17 protein-coding genes, 6 tRNA genes and 3 rRNA genes are annotated in these 25,001 nt (G+C 36.2%); 2 read left to right on the top strand and 24 right to left on the bottom strand.

The annotated features are described in order from the left end of the window. Positions 1–94: 94 nt before the first annotated feature. Positions 95–1,144, top strand: a complete 1,050-nt coding sequence (locus MUA60_RS13470) for a tyrosine-type recombinase/integrase (protein ID WP_262648649.1) — start codon at positions 95–97, stop codon at positions 1,142–1,144. A gap of 162 nt (positions 1,145–1,306) precedes the next feature. After that, on the top strand, positions 1,307–2,158 hold the full coding sequence (locus MUA60_RS13475; protein ID WP_262648650.1) for a hypothetical protein: 852 nt from the start codon (positions 1,307–1,309) through the stop codon (positions 2,156–2,158). Positions 2,159–2,217: 59 nt separating this feature from the next. Here MUA60_RS13475 and MUA60_RS13480 read toward each other — a convergent pair whose 3' ends face one another. The 24 genes from MUA60_RS13480 to MUA60_RS13595 form a co-directional block, all read right to left on the bottom strand. Continuing rightward, positions 2,218–2,874 carry a haloacid dehalogenase type II gene (locus MUA60_RS13480; RefSeq protein WP_262648651.1) on the bottom strand — a complete coding sequence of 219 codons (657 nt, stop codon included), beginning with the start codon at positions 2,872–2,874 and terminating at the stop codon, positions 2,218–2,220. 141 nt (positions 2,875–3,015) lie between these two features. Continuing rightward, entirely contained in the window at positions 3,016–3,870 is an 855-nt protein-coding gene (locus tag MUA60_RS13485) for an HAD family hydrolase (RefSeq protein WP_262648652.1), read from the bottom strand. Between the two features lie 76 nt (positions 3,871–3,946). Next, positions 3,947–4,726: an ABC transporter ATP-binding protein gene (locus tag MUA60_RS13490; protein ID WP_262648654.1), complete on the bottom strand. Its 780-nt coding sequence runs from the start codon at positions 4,724–4,726 to the stop codon at positions 3,947–3,949. Positions 4,727–4,830: 104 nt separating this feature from the next. Beyond that, positions 4,831–5,616 (bottom strand): VOC family protein, encoded by a 786-nt coding sequence (locus MUA60_RS13495; protein WP_262648656.1) that lies wholly within the window; start codon positions 5,614–5,616, stop codon positions 4,831–4,833. A gap of 133 nt (positions 5,617–5,749) precedes the next feature. Further along, on the bottom strand, positions 5,750–6,199 hold the full coding sequence (locus MUA60_RS13500; RefSeq protein ID WP_262648658.1) for a GNAT family N-acetyltransferase: 450 nt from the start codon (positions 6,197–6,199) through the stop codon (positions 5,750–5,752). Positions 6,200–6,221: 22 nt separating this feature from the next. Further along, positions 6,222–6,830, bottom strand: a complete 609-nt coding sequence (locus MUA60_RS13505) for a DedA family protein (protein ID WP_262648660.1) — start codon at positions 6,828–6,830, stop codon at positions 6,222–6,224. 377 nt (positions 6,831–7,207) lie between these two features. Further along, on the bottom strand, positions 7,208–9,592 hold the full coding sequence (locus MUA60_RS13510; protein WP_262648662.1) for a heavy metal translocating P-type ATPase: 2,385 nt from the start codon (positions 9,590–9,592) through the stop codon (positions 7,208–7,210). Positions 9,593–9,605: 13 nt separating this feature from the next. Beyond that, positions 9,606–9,908, bottom strand: a complete 303-nt coding sequence (locus tag MUA60_RS13515; RefSeq protein WP_262648663.1) for a metal-sensing transcriptional repressor — start codon at positions 9,906–9,908, stop codon at positions 9,606–9,608. A gap of 442 nt (positions 9,909–10,350) precedes the next feature. Further along, positions 10,351–12,153, bottom strand: a complete 1,803-nt coding sequence (gene glmS, locus MUA60_RS13520; protein WP_262648664.1) for a glutamine--fructose-6-phosphate transaminase (isomerizing) — start codon at positions 12,151–12,153, stop codon at positions 10,351–10,353. Between the two features lie 469 nt (positions 12,154–12,622). Next, positions 12,623–13,975, bottom strand: a complete 1,353-nt coding sequence (gene glmM / locus MUA60_RS13525; protein ID WP_262648666.1) for a phosphoglucosamine mutase — start codon at positions 13,973–13,975, stop codon at positions 12,623–12,625. A gap of 21 nt (positions 13,976–13,996) precedes the next feature. Beyond that, positions 13,997–14,932 (bottom strand): CdaR family protein, encoded by a 936-nt coding sequence (locus MUA60_RS13530; protein ID WP_262648667.1) that lies wholly within the window; start codon positions 14,930–14,932, stop codon positions 13,997–13,999. After that, entirely contained in the window at positions 14,933–15,739 is an 807-nt protein-coding gene (gene cdaA, locus MUA60_RS13535) for a diadenylate cyclase CdaA (protein ID WP_262648669.1), read from the bottom strand. A gap of 142 nt (positions 15,740–15,881) precedes the next feature. After that, positions 15,882–16,787 (bottom strand): arginase, encoded by a 906-nt coding sequence (gene rocF, locus MUA60_RS13540; RefSeq protein ID WP_262648670.1) that lies wholly within the window; start codon positions 16,785–16,787, stop codon positions 15,882–15,884. Between the two features lie 185 nt (positions 16,788–16,972). Further along, positions 16,973–17,045 (bottom strand) — tRNA-Lys (locus tag MUA60_RS13545). Positions 17,046–17,049: 4 nt separating this feature from the next. After that, positions 17,050–17,124 (bottom strand) — tRNA-Gln (locus MUA60_RS13550). A 4-nt stretch (positions 17,125–17,128) separates the two neighbouring features. Then, positions 17,129–17,212: transfer RNA gene (locus MUA60_RS13555), tRNA-Tyr, on the bottom strand. A 16-nt stretch (positions 17,213–17,228) separates the two neighbouring features. Beyond that, positions 17,229–17,304: transfer RNA gene (locus MUA60_RS13560), tRNA-Val, on the bottom strand. Between the two features lie 8 nt (positions 17,305–17,312). After that, positions 17,313–17,384: transfer RNA gene (locus tag MUA60_RS13565), tRNA-Glu, on the bottom strand. 1 nt (position 17,385) lies between these two features. Further along, positions 17,386–17,460, bottom strand: a tRNA-Asn gene (locus MUA60_RS13570). A 19-nt stretch (positions 17,461–17,479) separates the two neighbouring features. Further along, positions 17,480–17,594, bottom strand: a 5S ribosomal RNA gene (gene rrf / locus MUA60_RS13575). Between the two features lie 198 nt (positions 17,595–17,792). Beyond that, positions 17,793–20,720: ribosomal RNA gene (locus MUA60_RS13580) — 23S ribosomal RNA — on the bottom strand. 274 nt (positions 20,721–20,994) lie between these two features. Then, positions 20,995–22,547, bottom strand: a 16S ribosomal RNA gene (locus tag MUA60_RS13585). Together the 16S, 23S and 5S rRNA genes with 6 tRNA genes alongside form the textbook arrangement of a ribosomal RNA operon. 415 nt (positions 22,548–22,962) lie before the next feature. After that, positions 22,963–23,613 carry a KinB-signaling pathway activation protein gene (locus MUA60_RS13590; protein WP_262648672.1) on the bottom strand — a complete coding sequence of 217 codons (651 nt, stop codon included), beginning with the start codon at positions 23,611–23,613 and terminating at the stop codon, positions 22,963–22,965. Positions 23,614–23,628: 15 nt separating this feature from the next. Next, the gene (locus tag MUA60_RS13595; RefSeq protein ID WP_262648673.1) at positions 23,629–24,690 is read right to left on the bottom strand and encodes an Mrp/NBP35 family ATP-binding protein; all 1,062 of its coding nucleotides are present in this window, start codon (positions 24,688–24,690) and stop codon (positions 23,629–23,631) included. Positions 24,691–25,001 lie beyond the last annotated feature (311 nt).

The following is a 25,001-nucleotide window of genomic DNA, read 5'->3' on the forward strand; positions in this document are numbered from 1 at the left end:
TTGTTTGATTAATTTTCAATAAATAAACCCTATAGTTCTAGGGTACCTCCCACGTACCCTTATTATTTTTTACTTTTTTTAAGGAGGAATACGCATGGCATCATTTACAGTTACGAAACGAAAGAATAAAACATCAGTTTCTTGGCAATATGATGTGAAAGACAAATCTTTTAAATCGGGTAAAAAGCGCAAATCTGGTTTTAAAACTAAAGCAGAGGCGACATACGCAGCTCAACAATTAATTAGAGACTTAGAAGACGGCAATAAGATTGAAGATAATAAAACATTTGAAAATTATTATACTGACTGGCTTGTGATTAAAAATAAAAAGAAAGTTGCCCCAAAACAGTATTATTGGTATGAGCGATCAATTGAATTGTTCATTGAGTATTTTGGAAAGCATATGCTAATTAAAAATGTCACACGTTCAGAATATCAGAAGTTCTTGAATGAATATGGTGACGGTCGGACATCGGAAACAGTTAGAAAAGTGAATGGCTGTCTTGCCCCCTGTTTTAGAGATGCCATATATGATGGATATTTAAAAAAGGACCCTACCTATAAGGTTGTTATTAAAGGGACCAAGAAAGCCAAAAGTGAAGAAACAAAGTTTATGACTATAAGTGAATACGAATCAATGTTGAAGTACTTTAAAACACAAGATGAGCAAATCTATATATTTTTATATCTCCTTGCTATAACTGGTGCTAGGTATAGTGATGTCATTAATATGACTTACGATGACCTAAATAAAGAACCAGGCATAATACATCTACCAGGCACTAAGACATCTAACTCGAAGCGTGATGTAGAAGTTAATCAAAAAGATGTGATACTTATCAATAGTAAATTATCTAACCTGCCAAGACGAATTGACGGTAAAATATTTAAATTATCACATGCAGCTGTTAGAAAAGCGTTTGACCATACTAAAAAAGAATTAGGTATCAAAGATGTTAAAATAACGCCTTACGCTTTACGTCATACACACACATCATATTTATTAAGTAAAGGTATCCCAGTTGAATATATAAGCAAACGTTTAGGACATTCCAACATATCTATTACATTAGATATTTATTCACACCTTTTAGATGAACATAAAAAAGAGCAAGGTCAGAAAGTGAGAGAATTATTCTCTTGACACTTTTTTGACACTTTCTCACCTAAATTAACTCACCAATTCCAATGAAATCCCTTTATATCAATACTTAGAATAATTGGTCATTAAGGTTAAAATGGACAGGGATTCCATTTAAAAACTATTCTATTTTCTATTTTAACATCAATCGTTATGGTTCTCATAATGTTAATACCGGGTGTATTATTCTTAATCGGTGGTATCTCACTCGCTTCATCACAAGACTTTTCAGGTGAACCTTCTGGCGGAGGACTAGCGATATTCTTTGTCACTATGGTACTCGGCTTTTTATTAACACTTGGTTTATATATCTTTGTTTTAATTCCTTTAGCTTATGGCATGATTAAATACTATAAAGATACAGACTTAGGTATTGGGCCAAACTTTAGTGATTTATTTATGTTCTTACGAAAAGGAAACTACGTTAAAACATTAAAACTTACAGTTATTATAGGTGTGATCAGTGTTGCAATGTATATAGCAATTTATATTGTCGTATTAGTTGTTGAACTAATCTTCTTTGCAATATTTGGAACATCTATGGCTATTATGCAACCAAGCGGTTCAAGTGAAGCTTTCGGCGCAATGTCTATATCATTTGTAATTATCATGTTATTTATGATATTAGTTCTATTCGCAGTGTTTATTCCATTATATTATGTAGTGATATTTATTATGAACACAGTACTTGTTCATATTGATCAAAGATCGTTACCAACTTTCACTAAATTCTCAATTGGTTGGAATATTACAAGTAAAGGTCCTAATAATGCTTGGAAATTATTATTCAGCAACTTACTTTATGTTGTTGTTGCATATATTGTTTTAGCTATTATTGGTATCGTAATTGCAGTTGTTGTTTCATTTATGCCAGCAGTATTACAAGTTATATTCGCGGTAATTGGATATATTGTGTACTTTATCTTTATGTTTATTGTTTCATACTTCATTTACGGAAGTGTAATGAACTTCTATCATAAAAATAAAAATGCACTTTACCCTCCAAATAACCAGTAATCCTATTTGATAACATATAAAGCGCTCAATCTAGATTCAATAGATTGAGCGCTTTATTTTTATAATAAATCTTTAATACTATATAAGGATTGTAATTCAAAGTCGGGTTTAACCTCTATATATTCAAAATCACTAAAGTTACGATTAACCCATGCCGTTTGAAATCCAAACTTTTGTGCACCAACAATATCCCATTTGTTTGACGATACAAATAGTACTTCATCTTTATTATATGGAATATTTTCTTCTAGCAAAGCATATCCATTAGAATCTGGTTTATACACCCCAAACTCTTCAAGAGACAAGATAAACTTAAAGTAACTCTTGATATTTGAATAATCTAATACTCGTTCTATCATGTCTTTATTACCATTACTAAATATGATTTGGCCAACTTCTGATAATTCTTTTAATGTGTGTGTGACTTCTGGAAATGGTGTTAATTGATTATATGCTGCCAGACATTCGTTAATTTCTTTCAATGAATAATCAAAATCATTTCTGCTGAGTATGTACTCTAGTGAATCACGAATCACTTTACTAAATGGTTTATATTCATCCACTAATTGTCTCACATGTGTATACTCAATTAGTTTATATCGCCATGCTTTAGCAATTCTATCCCCATTTCCCGGGAATAACTTTTCACATTTTTCTCTCACACTATCTATATCAAAAAGCGTGCCATATAAGTCATATACTACTGTTTTAATCATTTCATCACCCCTAAAAACATCATTCATTATATTATATCCAAATGTATATAAACCAATCGCACAAAATATATTGCTAACAACCTTATTGTTCATAAAATAAAACCATGTCACCGTATATCGGACATGGTTTCATATATTGATTTAATTAATTAAAAACTTTTGGCTTAAAAAGTCAGCGACACCATTTTCTACATTTGTACGTCTCGTAACTTCACTACCTAACGCTTTAATATGATCGGGTGCATTTTTCATAACAATTGGATTGTCTACAATTTCGAGCATTTGTCTATCGTTATCACTATCACCAATCGCAAATGTTTCAGTATCATCCGCAATTCCTAAATAGTCTAAAGTCGCTTGAATAGCTGTTGCTTTGTTAACACCTGTTGGCATTGTTTCTAAATTACACGCTGTTGAATGAGAGATTGAAATATCTAATTCTTCTTTCATAGGTACGATAAGTTCTTCCCATTTTTTAATTTCTGACTCGTATTTTTTGAAGAAATAAAATTTAGAATAAGCATCTTCAGGTATTTCATCAACCCAATTGATTTTTTCACTTAAAGCTTCTTGTCGAGATTTCCATTCGTTACGTTCTACATCTCCCAATTCATCTGATTGGATTTCAGAAAGTAATAACGTTTTATCACGTTTTAATGCGATACGATTTTTATAATATGGAAATAACTCGTAATAAATTTGATGTTGTTCTGCTAAATCTACAAGTTTACGCACTGTTTCCATAGGCAGTTGGTGTTTAAATATTTCTTCTCCATTAATATATCCTACTGCACCATTTGAAGATAAAATACCATCAACTTGAAAATTCTCAGGTACTAAATATGGAATTTCATCATATGCTCTTCCTGTCGCAATAAATACTTTAATGCCTTTTTGTCTAACTTCTTGTATAACATCATTTGTATGATTCGTTACTCTGTTGTCTTCATTTAAAATTGTCCCGTCCATATCTAAAAAAACTGCTTGAGTCGTCATGTTGAATCCTCCATATCATTTATCAATATCTATTATTTCATGCTCACAACATAAAGGCAATTTTTTAAAATGCATATTACTTTTTAGATAAAATTGGTCTATTATTTTTAAATGTAACATCCACATCAATTCCAAATAATTTACTCATATTATCACTGTTTAATAGCGAATGAATATCACCTGATTGGAATACTTCTCCATTTTTCAATAAAAGTATGTTTTTAAAGATTGGTAAGACTTCTTCTAAATGATGTGTCACATAAATAATCGTTGGTCCTTCACTATCTTGACCGATATACTCAATTCTTTCTAACAGATCTTCTCGCGCTACAAAGTCTAATCCATTAGTTGGTTCATCAAGAATAAGCAACCTCGGTTCTGACATTAACGCTCTACCTATCAATACGCGCGTTTGTTCTCCTTGAGATAGTGTTTCAAATCTTCTATTTATATAATGTGTAATACCTAGCGTTTCACAAATATGTTTCGCTTTTTCTTTAATTTCTTCAGTAGGTTCTTCATAAACACCAATTGACGCATAAGCACCACTAATAACAGTTGTATAGGCATTGTCCTGTTGTCTCATTTTCTTAAATAAAGATGATGAAACATAACCAATTTGCCTTCTAATAGCATCAGCAGAATAACCTGGTCTTCCTTGTTTCATGTCTAGTATTTCAAATTCACCAGATGATGGAGCTGTATATGCGTTAATAATATCAAGAATGGTAGATTTACCAGCACCATTTAATCCATACAAGACCCAATGTTCCCCATCTACTATTTCCCAAGAAATATCTTTTAATATGTATTTGCCCTCTCTAATCCAATTAATATGTTTCAAATCAAGAAGCATAGTTACATCCCCTTTAATATAAGAATTTAGAATATTCACTTATTGTACATGAAACAACTTTTATATTAAAGATGATAGGATAGGAAGGCTTAATTTTATGATGATTATTCTGGATTAATATCGAATCTTAATCCATCTGGTGAAATCAATACTTCAGATGCTCTGTTCGGTATTTGCATATCGATATTAGCAAGTCCGTAACTATGATCTAAATCTTCACGTTTTTTATTAGATTGCCAAGTATTAATCGCAATATGATGATGATAATCTTTCGTTGACATGAATAATGCATTAGGGAAATTACCTACAACAATTTTTAATCCTAATGTATCAATATAAAAATCTTTGCTTTCATTGATGTTGCTTGTTTTTAAATGTAAATGACCAATCTTAGCACCTTCAGGCATACCGTTCCAACCTTCAGTTGATGCATGTTGGACTAAAGCTTCTGCGTCTACTTCAAGCGTATCCATATTGACATTGCCATCATTCCATACCCAAGTTTCTGGATCTCTATCTCTATAAATTTCTAGACCATTTCCTTCTGGATCATTTAAATACAATGCTTCTGACACGATATGATCCCCAGCACCTAATCTTACATTTAATCTTGAAGCATGTATTAAAAAGTCAGCTAAATCAGCAGTAGTTGGTAATAATATCGCTAGATGGAATAATCCAGCTTCTCTCATACTTGGTTCTCTACCATCTACTAATAAATTTAATGTAATAGTATGACCTGAGTTACCAATCTCAAATACTGTTTGTTTGTCATCTTTACTTTTTATATTTAATCCTAGAATACTATCATAAAATACTGTCATTTTTTCTAAATCTTTAACATTTAATGTAATGCCTTTAACTAAATTTGCATCTTTACCATGAAACATAACTTGCACCTCTTCTTATTTATTAATTAACTATAGTATACTTTACATACTATAAAAAGTATACTACCTTGTTTCAAAAAGTAAAAAAACCTATACGATACAATTTAAAATTGAATCCGTATAGGCCATTTTATTACAATTCCATCTCTAATCTCACCATATCTTTGCATTGTATACCATTCTCAAAGATAGGTTCTTCGTAATACTTTACAAAATAATCAATATCTATTGATTTCATTCTAAATCCAGCTTGTTGATAAAGTTTCAATTGCCCAATACCTGAGTTACCTGTTCCTACAGTTATTGTATGACAATGTAATTTTCTCGCTTCATTAATCATATGGTCAATCAATAATTTCCCTATACCTAGATTTTGAAATTGCGGATCAACCGCTAAATTAACTAGCTCATATGTATTGGGTCTCGTTAATAACCCAACTGCAATTCCGATATCTTGATGATCTTGTTGATAAACATATACTTGACCTCTAGAAGCATAATCACTAACTGCATGTTGATTGTCATCTACTAAAGCTAATAATTCAAAGTGTCTATCATTTAACTGCTCACATAAAGTTATCATTGTATCACCTTCATTGTTTAAGTTATGAAACTTTCTTCTTCCTAATAAACCAAATGACAAATACAATTATACCAATTGCAATAACTGCGTACATAAAGTGAGAATAAACATCCATATAATTGACGATTTGATGCCAATTATCTCCTACTTTAGCACCTACCAGTACTAATACTAAATTCCATATCAATGTACCGATTGTCGTTAACACTAAAAATAACCATTGATTCATACCGCTCATACCGGCTGGAACGGATATTAAACTTCGAATAAGTGGAATAAATCTACAGAAGAATACCGTCCATGGTCCATATTTATCGAACCAAGCATCCGCTTTTCTTACATCTTCTTTCGTTAACCTAAGATATTTACCCCATTTCTCGATAATTCTTTCGATTCTTTCAACATTTAGAATACGACCAATCCAATATAATATGACAGCACCACCTACAGAACCTATTGTAGATGCAGCGACTACACCTAAGACTGTTAGATCTGACTTCGTTGTCATGAAACCTCCAAATGTTAAGATAACCTCTGATGGTATGGGTGGGAAAACATTTTCCAATAATATCAATAAGGCAATACCAAAGTAGCCAAATTGTTCCATTACACTTGTAATCCAACTCTCCATTAATTTACTCCTTTTAGTTGATATCTTTCTCATTTTATTGATTTGTAAATGTAAACTTCTAATAATAAATAAAACATAATGATGAAACTCAATTATATAATATATATCGCTGTATAAGTGTAAGACTTAAGTATGAACATGACAATTTTTATTTATATGAATTGTCATTACTTTTTATTTTACAATAAAATGATTCATAAAAAAATCAGGCTGGGACATAAAGTAATGTCTCAGCCTGTTTTAGTATATTGGCAGTAGATGACTGAATTGAAATGCGCTTGTAGCAAGCTTTTTTCAACTCTAGTCATCCTTGCCGGGGCGGGACTACGAAATCTTTTTATACAAATTAGATTTCTGTCCCGCTCCCAATGAAGTATTTATAATTTAACTTTTTTTAATCTTAAAGCATTTGTTACGACACTTACAGAGCTTAATGCCATTGCAGCACCTGCAACCCAAGGCGCTAAGATACCTATTGCAGCAATTGGTATGCCTGCCGTATTATAGCCGAATGCCCAGAATAAGTTTTGTTTAATATTTTTAATTGTTGCATGACTTATTTTAATTGCTTTAGGGATAAGTAATAATTCTCCACCAAGAATGGTTACATCTGCCGCTTCAATCGCAACTTCAGTACCAGTGCCAATTGCGATACCAATATCTGATATTGCCAATGCTGGTGCATCATTAACTCCATCACCGACCATCGCAACCTTTTTACCAGTACTTTGAATTTCTTTAATTTTATCAGCTTTTTCATTTGGTAATACTTCAGAAATGACTTTTTGAATACCTACTTGATTTGCGATAGCTTGAGCTGTTCGTTCATTGTCACCTGTAAGCATCACGACTTCTAATCCTTCATCTTGAAGCAGTTTAATCGCTTCTGGTGCACTTTCTTTAATCGTATCCGCAACTGCGACAATACCTTTAAATGAGCGATCAACAGCAACTAACATAGCTGTTTTACCTTCTTGTTCTAAATTAGACATGTCTTGTTCAAATGATGTCGTTTCGATACCATGTCTTGCCATTAATTTTCGATTACCCACTAATATTTCTTTATTCTGTATCGTAGCTTGAATACCATATCCAGGTATTGCATCAAAATCGTCTACATCATTTAGTACGACTTCTTGTTCTGTAGCGTATGCAACAATCGCTTCAGCTAGTGGGTGTTCTGAACCTTTTTCTGCACTTGCTAATAGACTGAGTGTTTCTAAGTCGCCAGTGTAATCCGTAACTTCAGGTTTACCTTTTGTAATTGTACCAGTCTTGTCTAGCACGATGGTATCTAATTGGTGTGTACGTTCTAAATGTTCACTACCTTTAAATAATATGCCATTCTCGGCAGCTTTACCCGTACCAACCATAATGGATGTTGGTGTAGCTAATCCAAGTGCACATGGACAAGCAATGACAATCACAGCAATTGCTGCTACTAATGCACGTTCAAACTGACCTGGATTTACTAATGTTAGCCATACTATAAATGTTAAGATTGATAACCCAACAACAATCGGAACGAAATAACCAGAAATAACATCAGCCAATCTTTGTATAGGTGCTTTAGATCCTTGCGCTTCTTCTACAGTTTTAACAATAGAAGCCAGTGCCGTATCTTTACCTACTTTTGTTGCTTTTACATGTATTAAACCATTCTTATTAATCGTTGAACCAATGACTTCTTCATTTATTGTTTTTTCAACAGGAATAGATTCACCAGTAATCATAGATTCATCTATTGATGTACGTCCTTTTTCAATAATACCATCCACCGGTATCTTTTCACCTGGTTTGATGTTCAATATATCACCGACAACGACATCATCAATAGGTATCATGATCTCTTTATTATCACGAATAACTCTCGCTTCTTTAGCTTGTAAATTTAATAAAGATGATAAAGAATTCGTTGTTTGACTTTTAGCACGTTTTTCTAAATATTTACCAAACAAGATTAACGTAATTAACGCTGCACTTGTTTCAAAATATAAATGCGGCATATACGATGGATTACCAATTGTTTTGATAGCTTCATATAAACTATAAAAATATGCTGCACTTGTTCCTAATGCCACTAATACATCCATATTCGCGCCACCATTTTTCAAGTTCTTATAAGCACCAACATAGAACTGCCAGCCAATGATAAATTGAACAGGTGTTGCTAGTATAAATTGAAACCAAGGATTCATTAATATATGTGGCATAGGCATATTAAATAAATGCACAAACATTGTTAATAAAAGTGGTAACGATAAAATAGCAGAAATAATAAGTTTAGTTTTCATTTTCTGTACTTCTTGTTTTTTATGCGTTGTTTGATTTTGAACATCACTTTTAGTAGCAGCGTCATAGCCTAAATTTTTAATTTTATTAATAATACTTTTAACATCTATAATTTCAGGATTGTATTCGACATTAGCTTGTTCAGTCGTTAAATTAACTGTTGCTTGTGTAATGCCTTCTTGTCGATTGAGTACTTTCTCTATACGATTAGAACATGCTGCACATGTCATACCATAGACATCTAATTCAGCCTTTTCTGTTAAGACACCGTATCCGAGATTTTCAATTTTATTTGTAACATCTGATAAATTTGTAGTGTCATTATTGAAAGTGATGGATGCTTTTTCAGTCGATAAATTCACTTGAGCATCAACGCCATCCATTCTGTTTAACACTTTTTCAATACGATTGGAACATGCTGCACATGTCATACCTGTTACACCAACAGTAACATGTTTAGATTCACTCATTTGGTTTACCTCCTTACTTAGAAAATTGTTTAAGTACACTCATTAATTCATCAATCGTTTCTTCACCTTCACCATTTTGAATATCGTCCGTCACACAATGCTTAATATGTCTTTCCGTTACCGCAAGTCCAACATTTTTTAAAGCAGACTGTATCGCACTAATTTGAACTAATATATCCACACAATATCTATCTTCCTCAACCATACTTTGAATACCACGCACTTGACCATCAATACGTTTAAGTCTATTGATTACTTTATCTTTTTCCTCTTTCGTTCTAGGTGTTACAGTATGTTCATGTAAATATTCACTCATACAATCACGTCCTCTCTTCAATTAATACTATACCCCCCTATAGTATATTCTTCAATATAAAAGCTCAGAAAAAATTATAATGAGTTGTTGAATAGAGAAAGTTTGTTACTATGGGGTGCGTTAGTTACAATTCTCCGGACTTTTGTTACTATAGACCCCCTTAGTTACAATTCTTCGGACTTTTGTTACTATGGAACGCCTTAGTTACAATTCTTCGGACTTTTGTTACTATAGACCTCCTTAGTTACAATTCCCCGGACTTTTGTTACTATGGGCTGCCTTAATTACAATTCCTTGGACTTTTGTTACTATGGAGCGCCTTAGTTACAATTCTTCGGACTTTTGTTACTACAGCCATCATTCATACTTATCCATTTATAATATATTCAAAATTCACATAAAAAAAACACCTGAGCGAGTAGCTCAGGTGTTCAATATCATTCTATTCAACTGTAACTGATTTAGCTAAGTTACGTGGTTTATCTACGTCACAACCTCTGTGTAATGCAGCGTAGTAAGAGATTAATTGTAATGTGATTACTGATACAAGTGGTGATAACATTTCATGAACGTGTGGTATTACATACGTATCATGATCGTGTTCTAAACCTTCCATAGAAATAATACATGGATTAGCACCACGTGCTACAACTTCTTTAACGTTACCACGAATTGATAAGTTAACTTTTTCTTGTGTAGCTAATGCAATGATTGGTGTACCTTCTTCAATTAATGCAATTGTACCGTGTTTTAATTCTCCTCCAGCAAATCCTTCTGCTTGGATATATGAAATTTCTTTAAGTTTCAATGCACCTTCAAGTCCTACGTAGTAATCCATTGTACGTCCAATAAAGAATGCATTACGTGTTGTTTCTAAGAAATCTTTAGCGATTTGTTCCATTTTAGGCGCATCGTCAACAATTGCAGTGATTGCAGTTGTTACTTTCGCTAATTCAGGAATAATATCTACGCCAGTATTTTTGTTATGTGCATTCGCAACTACTTGAGAAAGAATTGCTAATACTGCGATTTGTGCTGTGTATGCTTTAGTTGATGCAACAGCGATTTCAGGTCCAGCGTGTAAAATTAATGTATGATCCGCTTCACGAGATAAAGTTGATCCTGGTACATTTGTAATTGTTAATGCTTTGTGACCTAAACGTTTAGCTTCTACTAATACTGCACGGCTATCTGCTGTTTCACCTGATTGTGAAATAAAGATGAATAATGGTTTTTCAGATAATAAAGGCATGTTGTAAACGAACTCTGAAGCTACATGTACTTCAGTAGGAACGCCTGCCCATTTTTCAATATATTCTTTACCTACTAAACCAGCATGGTAACTTGTACCACATGCAACGATATAAATTCTATCTGCTTGTGCAACATCTTCAATAATTTCTTTATCGATTTTAAGGTTACCCTCTTCATCTTGGTAGTTTTGAATAATGTTACGCATAACACCTGGTTGTTCGTGAATTTCTTTTAACATGTAGTGATCGTAAGTACCTTTTTCAACGTCTGAAGCATCGATTTCAGCTTTATAGCTATCTCTTTCGATTACGTTTCCTTCTTGGTCTTTGATGATTACTTCATCGCGTTTTACGATAACAATTTCATTGTCGACTAATTCTTTATAAGTATCTGTTACAGCTAACATAGCAATTGCATCTGAAGCAATTACGTTAAATCCATCACCGATACCCACTAATAATGGTGATTTGTTTTTAGCTACATAAATTGTGTCAGCATCTTGTTCATCTAATAAACCTAATGCATATGAACCGTGTAATAATGATAATACTTTATTGAAAGCATCTTCTGTAGTTAAACCTTCGTTTGAGAAGTGTTCAATTAATTCAACAATAACTTCAGTATCAGTATCTGATTTAAAAGTGATACCTGATAAAAATTCATTTTTAAGTTGTTCATAGTTTTCAATAACACCGTTGTGTACTAATGTGAAACGACCTGATGTTGATTGATGAGGGTGAGAGTTCTCATAGTTTGGCACACCGTGAGTTGCCCAACGTGTATGTCCGATACCAATATTCCCATCAAAGTCATCAGAAGCTGCTTTACGTAATTCAGAAATTCTTCCTTTTTCTTTAAATACTTTAATTTCTTCTTCATTTCTTACAGCAATACCAGCAGAATCATAACCTCTATATTCTAATTTTTCTAATCCTCTAAGTAATAATTCTTTCGCATTTGCTGTACCTATATATCCTACTATTCCACACATAATCAAAATTCCTCCAATTTTAAATAAGCGGTCAGACTTTTAAAATTTGAGTCTAGTCGCTTTCAATACTCTGTTCAATTTATGGCTATTTCAATGTCTTTGGACATACAGTCACCTATATGCTTTAAACATTGAACTTCGAATGGGCCACATCCGGGATAGCATCCGCCGATAATTCGATAACTATCCTCCTCGTCAACAAAGGTCATAACACTCATTCAGCATGTATCTGATTATACGTGCCTCTTCAATCGTGTATGTTCTTTGTTCAGGCGCTATAAGTTTCCTTATTTCGATAAACCTCACAATCCTCCTTAAGCAAGCTCTCTTCATTCTACAATGAAATTGTATGTTGTGCAATTATAATACTATATTTAGTGCAATTTTCTCATAAACATATAATAATAACAGTTGTAATAAATAAAAAATCTGAGACACACTTAGTAGTTGTCTCAGATTTATAATATATTTATTCAATTCCCATTTCTTGTTCTACTACTTCTGCAATGCTGTTAACAAATCTTTCAGCATCTTCTTCTGTTTTAGCTTCAACCATTACACGAACAAGTGGTTCAGTACCTGATGGTCTTACTAATATACGACCTTCGCCATTCATTTCAACTTCAACTTTAGTCATAATTTCAGAAACTTTAGCATTTTCTTCAACACCATATTTGTCAGAAACTCTTACGTTTACTAATTTTTGTGGATATTTTTTCATATTGCTTGTTAAATCACTTAAACTTTTACCTGATCTTTTAACGATACTTGCAAGATGCGCACCAGTCAGTAAACCATCACCAGTCGTATTATAATCCATCATAACGATATGACCTGATTGTTCTCCACCAAGACTGTAAGAACCACGACGCATTTCTTCTACAACATATCTATCTCCAACTTTAGTTTTGTTAGATTTAATACCTTTTTCTTCTAGTGCTTTATAGAAACCTAAATTACTCATTACTGTTGAAACGACCATATTATCTTTTAATTCGCCATTTTGTGCCATATCTTCAGCTAACACATACATGATTTGGTCACCGTCAACGATTTGTCCTTTATCATCTACAGCAATGATTCTATCCCCATCACCATCAAAAGCTAAACCAAGATCTGCACCATGTTCAATAACAGCTTTTGCTAATTCTTCTGGGTGTGTAGACCCAACATTTAAGTTAATATTATAACCATCTGGCTTACAACCGATTGTTTCGCTCGTTGCTTCTAAATCACCGAATAAATATGGCGCAAGAGAATAAGTAGCACCATGTGCACCATCTAGGACAATTTTCAATCCATCTAAATCTCCGTCAACAGTTGATTTAATATAGCTTATATATTTTTGAGCACCTTCAAAGTAATCCGAAATATGATTTAATTGGTTACCTGTTGGTCTTGGTAAATTGTCTTCTGTAGAATCTAATAACTTTTCAATTTCTAATTCTTCATCATCCGTTAATTTGAAACCATCTGGACCAAAGAATTTAATACCATTATCTGCTACTGGATTGTGTGACGCACTAATCATAACACCTAAATCTGCATCCACTTTTCTCGTTAAATAAGCTACACCTGGTGTTGAAATAACACCTAATCTCATGACTTCTGCACCAATTGATGAAAGACCTGCGATTAGAGCTGCTTCTAACATTTCCCCAGAAACACGCGTATCTCTACCTACTAATACTTTAGGGTTTTCACTACCATGTTTCTTCGATAATACATAGCCGCCAAATCTACCTAATCTAAATGCGATTTCTGGTGTTAATTCAGAATTTGCTACACCTCTAACACCATCTGTACCAAAATATTTGCCCATTATAATTCTCCTTTAATTCCGTTAGTTTTTAGAAGTTTCTATTTTTGCTTCAACATCTTTGAATTCTGCTTCGTCCACACCATCAGGCAAGCTAATACTTACTTTTTTAGTTGTATCACCGTCAATATTTGAAATATCGACAGGTACATCTATTGATTCTATACCATCAAGAACGTTTCTCGAACCATATATTTTAACTTCGGCTTTATCTAAAGTAATATCATCAATATTTATACTTTTAGATGCACTACCTTTTGTAACAGGATTTAATGTCACAGTTTTACTAGATCTTGCAACTTTAATATTTACGTTAACAGTATCTGGTCTAATCTGTACGTCAAGTTTATTTAAATTACTATCAAGTACACTAATACCCGCTTTTTCAGTCGTATCATCAGTTAATTGCTTTGTTTCATCTAAAGTAGCTTTAACATAAGCAATTTTATTAAGTTCTTCTTGTCCACCTGTAATCGTTACTTGTGATGGATTAACAGTTTCTCCTACTAGCTCATATCCAGAAGCAATTCTGTTTTGGTTTATCTCAGCTTCAATTGGATATTTTTTAGAAACTTTGTCTTGTAACGTTACATTTGCGCTTTTAGGCACAACTGTCGCTTTAAGTTCATCACTAAGTCCTTTAATTTTAAAGTTTTCTTTATATTGTCCTACTGATTTGTTTTTCAAATCCAATTCTACTTTAAAATTCAATAATTTTTCAGCTTGTAATATTGTAGATTGTGGACCAGAAACTTTTACATCTACTGTTTTAGGTGCTCCTGATAAATATAATTCTTTCGTATTATAGATTGTATCTACTGGAACATCTTCTATTACATGATCTGAATTTTTTAAAGCATTTTCTGAAAACAAACTACCGAACACATTATTCACAGATAAGAACATGAGTAGCGCTAAAATTAAAGCTACAAATCGTAAACCCCATTTAGATTCTAGCATCTACTTCACATCCTTTCTGTTTTGAACAGAACCAAACCAAAGCTCAACTAGTAACTCTCTAAAGGTTTCACTAGAAATTTCTTTTCTTAATCGACCATCAATTGTTACAGATATTGAACCTGTTTCTTCTGATACTACAACTGTAAATGCATCTGATACTTCTGAAATCCCCACAGCTGCTCTATGACGCGTTCCTAAACTTTTAGAAATTTTTTGACTGTCAGATAACGGCAAATAACTTGCTGCTGTAGCAATTTTTTGTTCACGTATGATCATCGCACCATCATGTAATGGTGTATTTGGAATAAAAATATTTGTGAGTAATTCTTGAGAAATATCAGCATTAATAGGTATACCTGTTTCTATGTAGTCTTGAAGTCCTGTTTCTTTCTCGAATACTATTAATGCACCGATTCTTCTTTTAGCCATATACTGAACAGCTTTATCAACACTATCAGTTAACCTTTCTTGTTCTGCTGATGTCGCCACATTTACTCGTTTAAATAGACTTCCTCGCCCTAATTGTTCCAACGCTCTTCTAAACTCTGGTTGGAATATTACAATGATTGCTAAAAATCCCCATTGCAATACAAAATCAAATAAAAGCGTAGTAGTCGTCAAATTCAAAAAATTACTTACTGTTCTACCAATTATGATGAAAAATATACCTTTTAATAGTTGTATCGCTTTTGTACCTTTAACGACCGTTATGATTAAGTACAATACATACCATACAATAATTAAATCAAGTATACCTGTTATAACTTTTAAGGCACTTAATTCACCAAAAATGTCAGGTAACTGCATAGTATCTCCTCCGTATTTCATTTACCTAGTGCTTATTATAACAATTTTTGAGATATATTGTTAATTTAATTATATATAAAACAAAAAAAGCCTCTATAAAAGAGACTTCTTTATTAAAGTATATTTTATCCATGATTGTCAATTATAATAATTTCTCTCCAAAGAATGAGCCCATTAACCCAATTGCTTGGTGAGCCGTTTTATTATATTCATCGATTAGAGGATTTACTTCGACTAAATCAGCAGATACGATTAAATTTGACTCATGGAGTAACTCCATAGCTAAATGGCTTTCTCTATATGTTGCGCCTCCTGGTACAGTTGTACCCGTACCAGGTGTTTCGACTGGATCTAATGCATCAACATCCAATGAAAGATGTACACCGTCTGTTTTATCCTTTAAGTAATCTATCGTTTCAGATATAACTTGATTCATGCCAAGTTTATCTATATCTGCCATTGTATATGTACGTATACCTGACTTTTTAATATATTCCTTTTCACCATCATCTAAATCTCTCATTCCAATTAGAACGATATTTTCAGGTTTTACTTTATTCTTATATCCACCGATATTCATTAATTCTTCATTACCTTCACCTAATAAAACTCTTAATGGCATTCCATGAATATTCCCACTTGGTGAAGAATCTAATGTATTTAAATCTCCATGTGCATCATACCAAATAACACCGAGATTATTATAATGTTTACTGATACCAGCGATTGATCCAATTGATAATGAATGATCTCCACCTAAAATTAAAGGAAAGTTACCATTATTCATCGTTTCATTTACGGATTCATATAGGTTATTTGAAAATGAAATCACTTCATCTAAATTTCTTAAACCTTCTTGTTCGCTTTTATATTTTTTCATATCTATCTTAGGTGATTCTACATTACCCTTATCTATGACATGATGACCTATATTTTCTATTCTCTCAATCAAACCAGCATATCTCAAAGCATCTGGTCCGAAATTAACGCCTAATTTTCTTTGACCAAAAGCAGTTGGTGCACCGATTATTCCAATGCTCTTTTTCATAATTTCAAATCCCCCTTAATTTGCATTACTATTATATTCTAGTATATGTAAGCACTTACATCAAGCTATATAAGGGTTTGTGGATAATATTAATATATTCCAAATATTTATACGTATATACATCAATTTATGCATATTTTCATCAACAAAAAAGAGACATTAGATTAACTAATGTCTCTTACTTATGAGCCATAGAGGATTCGAACCTCTGACCCTCTGATTAAAAGTCAGATGCTCTACCAACTGAGCTAATGGCTCTTAATGGCTGGGCTAGCTGGATTCGAACCAGCGAGTGACGGAGTCAAAGTCCGTTGCCTTACCGCTTGGCTATAGCCCAAAAATGGTGGAGGGGGGCAGATTCGAACTGCCGAACCCGAAGGAGCGGATTTACAGTCCGCCGCGTTTAGCCACTTCGCTACCCCTCCAGCTTATTAAATTAAATGGTGGAGAATGACGGGTTCGAACCGCCGACCCTCTGCTTGTAAGGCAGATGCTCTCCCAGCTGAGCTAATTCTCCATAAATAATGACCCCTACGGGATTCGAACCCGTGTTACCGCCGTGAAAGGGCGGTGTCTTAACCGCTTGACCAAGGGGCCATGGCTCCACAGGTAGGACTCGAACCTACGACCGATCGGTTAACAGCCGATAGCTCTACCACTGAGCTACTGTGGAATAATAAAATTAAACATTTGCCCGGCAACGTCCTACTCTCGCGGAACGTAAGCCCAACTACCATCGGCGCTAAAGAGCTTAACTTCTGTGTTCGGCATGGGAACAGGTGTGACCTCTTTGCTATCGTCACCAGACAAATTATTGCTTGAGTCAATCGTTTACATACTTCCTCATCACCGCTGTCTTCCTCATTCATTTACGAAAGTAAACTCATTTGTCAGCCATTGTGATTCGTTGTCTATAAGCGTTTTCTCTACGCAATACAAATTGAAATGTATTACACATTCAAAACTAGATAGTAAGTAGATTTTACGGCTAAAACCGATTTAAATTTGATTAAGTCTTCGATCGATTAGTATTCGTCAGCTACACACATTACTGCGCTTACACCCCGAACCTATTAACCTCATCATCTTTGAGGGATCTTATAACCGAAGTTGGGAAATCTCATCTTGAGGGGGGCTTCATGCTTAGATGCTTTCAGCACTTATCCCGTCCATACATAGCTACCCAGCTATGCCGCTGGCGCGACAACTGGTACACCAGAGGTATGTCCATCCCGGTCCTCTCGTACTAAGGACAGCTCCTCTCAAATTTCCTATGCCCACGACGGATAGGGACCGAACTGTCTCACGACGTTCTGAACCCAGCTCGCGTACCGCTTTAATGGGCGAACAGCCCAACCCTTGGGACCGACTACAGCCCCAGGATGCGATGAGCCGACATCGAGGTGCCAAACCTCCCCGTCGATGTGAACTCTTGGGGGAGATAAGCCTGTTATCCCCGGGGTAGCTTTTATCCGTTGAGCGATGGCCCTTCCATGCGGAACCACCGGATCACTAAGTCCGTCTTTCGACCCTGCTCGACTTGTAGGTCTCGCAGTCAAGCTCCCTTGTGCCTTTACACTCTGCGAATGATTTCCAACCATTCTGAGGGAACCTTTGAGCGCCTCCGTTACTCTTTAGGAGGCGACCGCCCCAGTCAAACTGCCCGCCTGACACTGTCTCCCACCATGATCAAATGGTGCGGGTTAGAAAGTCAACACAGCCAGGGTAGTATCCCACCAGCGCCTCCACGTAAGCTAGCGCTCACGTTTCAAAGGCTCCTACCTATCCTGTACAAGCTGTGCCAAATTTCAATATCAGGCTACAGTAAAGCTCCACGGGGTCTTTCCGTCCTGTCGCGGGTAACCTGCATCTTCACAGGTACTATGATTTCACCGAGTCTCTCGTTGAGACAGTGCCCAAATCGTTACGCCTTTCGTGCGGGTCGGAACTTACCCGACAAGGAATTTCGCTACCTTAGGACCGTTATAGTTACGGCCGCCGTTTACTGGGGCTTCGATTCGTAGCTTCGCAGAAGCTAACCACTCCTCTTAACCTTCCAGCACCGGGCAGGCGTCAGCCCCTATACATCACCTTACGGTTTAGCAGAGACCTGTGTTTTTGATAAACAGTCGCTTGGGCCTATTCACTGCGGCTCTTCAAGGCTTGCACCCTAAAAAGCACCCCTTCTCCCGAAGTTACGGGGTCATTTTGCCGAGTTCCTTAACGAGAGTTCGCTCGCTCACCTTAGAATTCTCATCTTGACTACCTGTGTCGGTTTGCGGTACGGGCACCTATTTTCTAACTAGAGGCTTTTCTTGGCAGTGTGAAATCAACGACTCGTCGGATACATGATCCAACTCCCCATCACAACTCAACCTTACGAGTGCCGGATTTGCCTAACACTCAGTCTTATTGCTTGGACGTGCACTCCAACAGCACGCTTCGCCTATCCTACTGCGTCCCCCCCATCGTTCAAACAATCATAGGTGGTACAGGAATATCTACCTGTTATCCATCGCCTACGCCTATCGGCCTCGGCTTAGGTCCCGACTAACCCAGAGCGGACGAGCCTTCCTCTGGAAACCTTAGTCAATCGGTGGATGGGATTCTCACCCATCTTTCGCTACTCACACCGGCATTCTCACTTCTAAACATTCCACATGTCCTTACAATCATGCTTCGACACGTTTAGAACGCTCTCCTACCATTATCCTTACGGATAATCCACAGCTTCGGTAATATGTTTAGCCCCGGTATATTTTCGGCGCAGTGTCACTCGACTAGTGAGCTATTACGCACTCTTTAAATGATGGCTGCTTCTAAGCCAACATCCTAGTTGTCTGGGCAACGCCACATCCTTTTCCACTTAACATATATTTTGGGACCTTAGCTGGTGGTCTGGGCTGTTTCCCTTTCGACTACGGACCTTATCACCCATAGTCTGACTCCCAAGTTAAATTATTTGGCATTCGGAGTTTGTCTGAATTCGGTAACCCGAGAGGGGCCCCTCGTCCAAACAGTGCTCTACCTCCAATAATCATCACTTGAGGCTAGCCCTAAAGCTATTTCGGAGAGAACCAGCTATCTCCAAGTTCGATTGGAATTTCTCCGCTACCCACACCTCATCCGCTCACTTTTCAACGTAAGTCGGTTCGGTCCTCCATTCAGTGTTACCTGAACTTCAACCTGGACATGGGTAGATCACTTGGTTTCGGGTCTACGACCAGATACTCATTCGCCCTATTCAGACTCGCTTTCGCTACGGCTTCACATTTACTGCTTAACCTTGCATCAAATCGTAACTCGCCGGTTCATTCTACAAAAGGCACGCCATCACCCATTAACGGGCTCTGACTATTTGTAAGCACACGGTTTCAGGTTCTATTTCACTCCCCTTCCGGGGTGCTTTTCACCTTTCCCTCACGGTACTGGTTCACTATCGGTCACTAGAGAGTATTTAGCCTTGGGAGATGGTCCTCCCAGATTCCGACGGAATTTCACGTGTTCCGCCGTACTCAGGATCCACTCAGGAGAGAAATGACTTTCGACTACAGGACCTTTACCTTCTATGGTTGGCTTTTCCAAAACCATTCGTCTAATCATTTCCTTTGTAACTCCGTATTGAGTGTCCTACAACCCCAATAGGCAAGCCTATTGGTTTGGGCTCTTCCCGTTTCGCTCGCCGCTACTCAGGGAATCGAGTTTTCTTTCTCTTCCTCCGGGTACTAAGATGTTTCAGTTCTCCGGGTGTACCTTCTCACATACTATGTATTCATATGCGGATAACATGACATAACTCATGCTGGGTTTCCCCATTCGGAAATCTCTGGATCAAAGCGTACTTACAGCTCCCCAAAGCATATCGTCGTTAGTAACGTCCTTCTTCGGCTTCTAGTGCCAAGGCATTCACCGTGCGCCCTTAATAACTTAATCGTGTAAAAGCTTGGTCAAACGAATGTATCAATAATGATACTTGTTTACCAGTTTTACGAGTTATTAATCTGTGATGTCGTCTATAAAGACGACGCGCGATTATTAAGCTTGTTGAATTTCGTTAAAAATTCACTCGTTTTTTTGCTTGGTAAAATCTATTTTACTTACTTATCTAGTTTTCAATGTGCAATGTTGAATGTTATAAACATTCAAAACTGAATACAATATGTCTTCATTATTCCATGACCTAATGGTCATTCCGTAATATCCTTAGAAAGGAGGTGATCCAGCCACACCTTCCGATACGGCTACCTTGTTACGACTTCACCCCAATCATTTGTCCCACCTTCGACGGCTAGCTCCTAAAAGGTTACTCCACCGGCTTCGGGTGTTACAAACTCTCGTGGTGTGACGGGCGGTGTGTACAAGACCCGGGAACGTATTCACCGTAGCATGCTGATCTACGATTACTAGCGATTCCAGCTTCATGTAGTCGAGTTGCAGACTACAATCCGAACTGAGAATAATTTTATGGGATTTGCTTGGCCTCGCGGATTCGCTGCCCTTTGTATTATCCATTGTAGCACGTGTGTAGCCCAAATCATAAGGGGCATGATGATTTGACGTCATCCCCACCTTCCTCCGGTTTGTCACCGGCAGTCAACCTAGAGTGCCCAACTTAATGATGGCAACTAAGCTTAAGGGTTGCGCTCGTTGCGGGACTTAACCCAACATCTCACGACACGAGCTGACGACAACCATGCACCACCTGTCACTTTGTCCCCCGAAGGGGAAGACTCTATCTCTAGAGCGGTCAAAGGATGTCAAGATTTGGTAAGGTTCTTCGCGTTGCTTCGAATTAAACCACATGCTCCACCGCTTGTGCGGGTCCCCGTCAATTCCTTTGAGTTTCAACCTTGCGGTCGTACTCCCCAGGCGGAGTGCTTAATGCGTTAGCTGCAGCACTAAGGGGCGGAAACCCCCTAACACTTAGCACTCATCGTTTACGGCGTGGACTACCAGGGTATCTAATCCTGTTTGATCCCCACGCTTTCGCACATCAGCGTCAGTTACAGACCAGAGAGCCGCCTTCGCCACTGGTGTTCCTCCATATCTCTGCGCATTTCACCGCTACACATGGAATTCCACTCTCCTCTTCTGCACTCAAGTTTCCCAGTTTCCAATGACCCTCCACGGTTGAGCCGTGGGCTTTCACATCAGACTTAAGAAACCGCCTACGCGCGCTTTACGCCCAATAATTCCGGATAACGCTTGCCACCTACGTATTACCGCGGCTGCTGGCACGTAGTTAGCCGTGGCTTTCTGGTTAGGTACCGTCAAGACTTGTTCAGTTACTAACAAATTTGTTCTTCCCTAACAACAGAGTTTTACGATCCGAAGACCTTCATCACTCACGCGGCGTTGCTCCGTCAGGCTTTCGCCCATTGCGGAAGATTCCCTACTGCTGCCTCCCGTAGGAGTCTGGACCGTGTCTCAGTTCCAGTGTGGCCGATCACCCTCTCAGGTCGGCTACGTATCGTCGCCTTGGTAAGCCGTTACCTTACCAACTAGCTAATACGGCGCGGGTCCATCTATAAGTGACAGCCGAAACCGTCTTTCACTATTGAACCATGCGGTTCAAAATATTATCCGGTATTAGCCCCGGTTTCCCGGAGTTATCCCAGTCTTATAGGTAGGTTACCCACGTGTTACTCACCCGTCCGCCGCTAACATCAGAGAAGCAAGCTTCTCATCTGTTCGCTCGACTTGCATGTATTAGGCACGCCGCCAGCGTTCATCCTGAGCCAGGATCAAACTCTCCATAAAAGAAGTAAGCTTGATAAGCTCATTTTTGATTGGTTAAGCCAATCACTCTGAAGTACTTTTAGTACTCAATTATTGGAATTAACGTTGACATATTGTCATTCAGTTTTCAATGTTCATCTAATTTGCGCCTAAACAATATTGTACTAAAAACAATGTTTGTTTTCAACTAATTTCGTTAACTTATTTTTAACACGTTTATAAATATATAACATTTATTTCATATTAACAAGAGTCAATTTTACACTTTCAAGAAAAAGTTTTGATAACATTTTTCGTTGTTGTGCTGTCGTTTTCAGCGACTTTTATATAATATCAAGTGAGGTTTTAAAAGTCAACACTATTTATCATCTTTTTTAACAAAAAATTAAAAAGCACAAGATTAAGGTGTAAATAGAATTTAATCTTGTGCTTTGTATCATTTCTTCAATGATTTACTGTCTTTATTCAACTTTGATTTCTTGGCTTTTCTCTCTTCAAGAGACAACGCATTATATTTAGGTAATGTAATTAATTGATAAGCATTACATAATAATAATCCAAAGATTGTTAGATAAATCCAACTCGTATCTTCCACTTTTAAAAATGGTATAAGTTCTACTGTCGTCATTACAACCATGAAAAACATAGATGGAATCCATAAATTCTTTTTAGATTGTTTGTTTTTTATATTACTTGTAATGATCGCAAAAATAACGACAACTATCGGTAACCAAATAAATGATAAGATTTGATCTGTTCCACCAAATCTTAAAAATCTAAAATACACTAAATCAAATATAGCAAATACTGTTACAATGATTTGTACATGTGGCCATATCTTACCAAAGATACCTATGCCTAATTGATTAATGAATAAATAGATGAAATATGCAAGCTGACTAATGGTTGCTACAAGTAGTCCTACAACTAAGAACCATATTGAAGCTGCTACAAACTCACCTATTTCTCCAGCAAATAAATATTTCGTTACTTTATCATATCCAAAGATAAGTGACGCAATGTATGTCACAACTACACCTATCAACAGTGTATTTCTGTAAAATTGAATTAAATATTTTAAAGTCACTTGCTTACCTCCGCACTAATCTTCATCTGTTATATTAATGATATTCTTAGCAATTTGACTATAAACTTTACCTAAATCTTCATGTTCTTTATAGATAGAAGGTGAAAAGTTATTTTCATCCCACTCAGGTTGACTTAATGGAAGCTCACCTAATAACGTCGTTTGAAGTTCCTGTGCTAATTTAGCACCGCCGCCTTTACCGAATACATATTCTTTATTTCCTGTTTCTTTACTTTGGAAATAAGACATATTTTCGATTACACCTAAAATAGAATGTTCAGTATGTTTAGCCATTGCACCCGCTCTTGCTGCAACAAATGCTGCAGTAGGATGAGGTGTCGTTACAATAATTTCTTTACTTGAAGGTAACATAGTATGTACATCTAAAGCTACATCACCAGTACCTGGTGGTAAATCAAGTATTAAGTAATCTAATTCCCCCCATTTAACTTCAGTAAAGAAACTTGTGATCATTTTTCCTAACATTGGACCTCTCCAAATGACAGGTGCATTTTCTTCAACGAAAAATGCCATAGAAATAACTTTAACGCCTTCACGCTCAACAGGAATAATTTGTTCGCCTTCAACTTGTGGCTTCTCTTGTATGCCCATCATATCCGGAGCACTAAATCCATAAATATCAGCATCAACAAGTCCAACTTTCTTACCTTCTCTAGCAAGAGATACTGCTAAGTTAACCGCTACTGTTGATTTACCAACACCGCCTTTACCTGAGGCAACCGCAATAAATTCAACTGGATTATCTTTAGATAATAGTCCTTCTATCGTTTGTTCTTCCATAACACCTTTGAATTTTTCTAATGCTTCATCTGATAATTCATCAAATCTTATCCCTACAGTTTTCGCACCATTTTCTTTTAATAGATCTACAATTTCCATTTGTAAATCAAGTTGTGGTTGTCCGCCAAGCTTAGCTATCGCAACTTTGACACTCACATGTTCTTTTTCTTCTTTGATGCTAACTTCAACTATGCCGCCTGTTTCTTTAAGTGGTACATCTACAATCGGATCATGTAACGCTCCCACAAGTTCTTTAACCTGTTCTACTGATAACAAAATCTACGACTCCCCTTCTAAAATAATTATCTACTTATCATTATATTCAGTGTAACAAAAAATTTAAACATACAGGTAGTTTATTGTTCAAAAACATACTAAGATTAGTAGCGAAGTAATCTACGACGGTAGATGAGCTTCGCTACTTTTTTATATTCTTTATCTTACCGTTGATAGTTATTTTAAGAATATGAAATAGTAGAAGAGAGAAGTACTCCGAATAGATTTTAGGGTCAAAGAATCCGTAATAAAAACTGGAGAACTTCACTCTCCTTATGAATTCGATTTTAGTATGTTGGGTCCCTTGAGAT

Origin of the sequence: Mammaliicoccus sciuri, assembly GCF_025561425.1 — a bacterium.
GTDB classification, from domain to species: Bacteria; Bacillota; Bacilli; order Staphylococcales; family Staphylococcaceae; genus Mammaliicoccus; species Mammaliicoccus sciuri_A.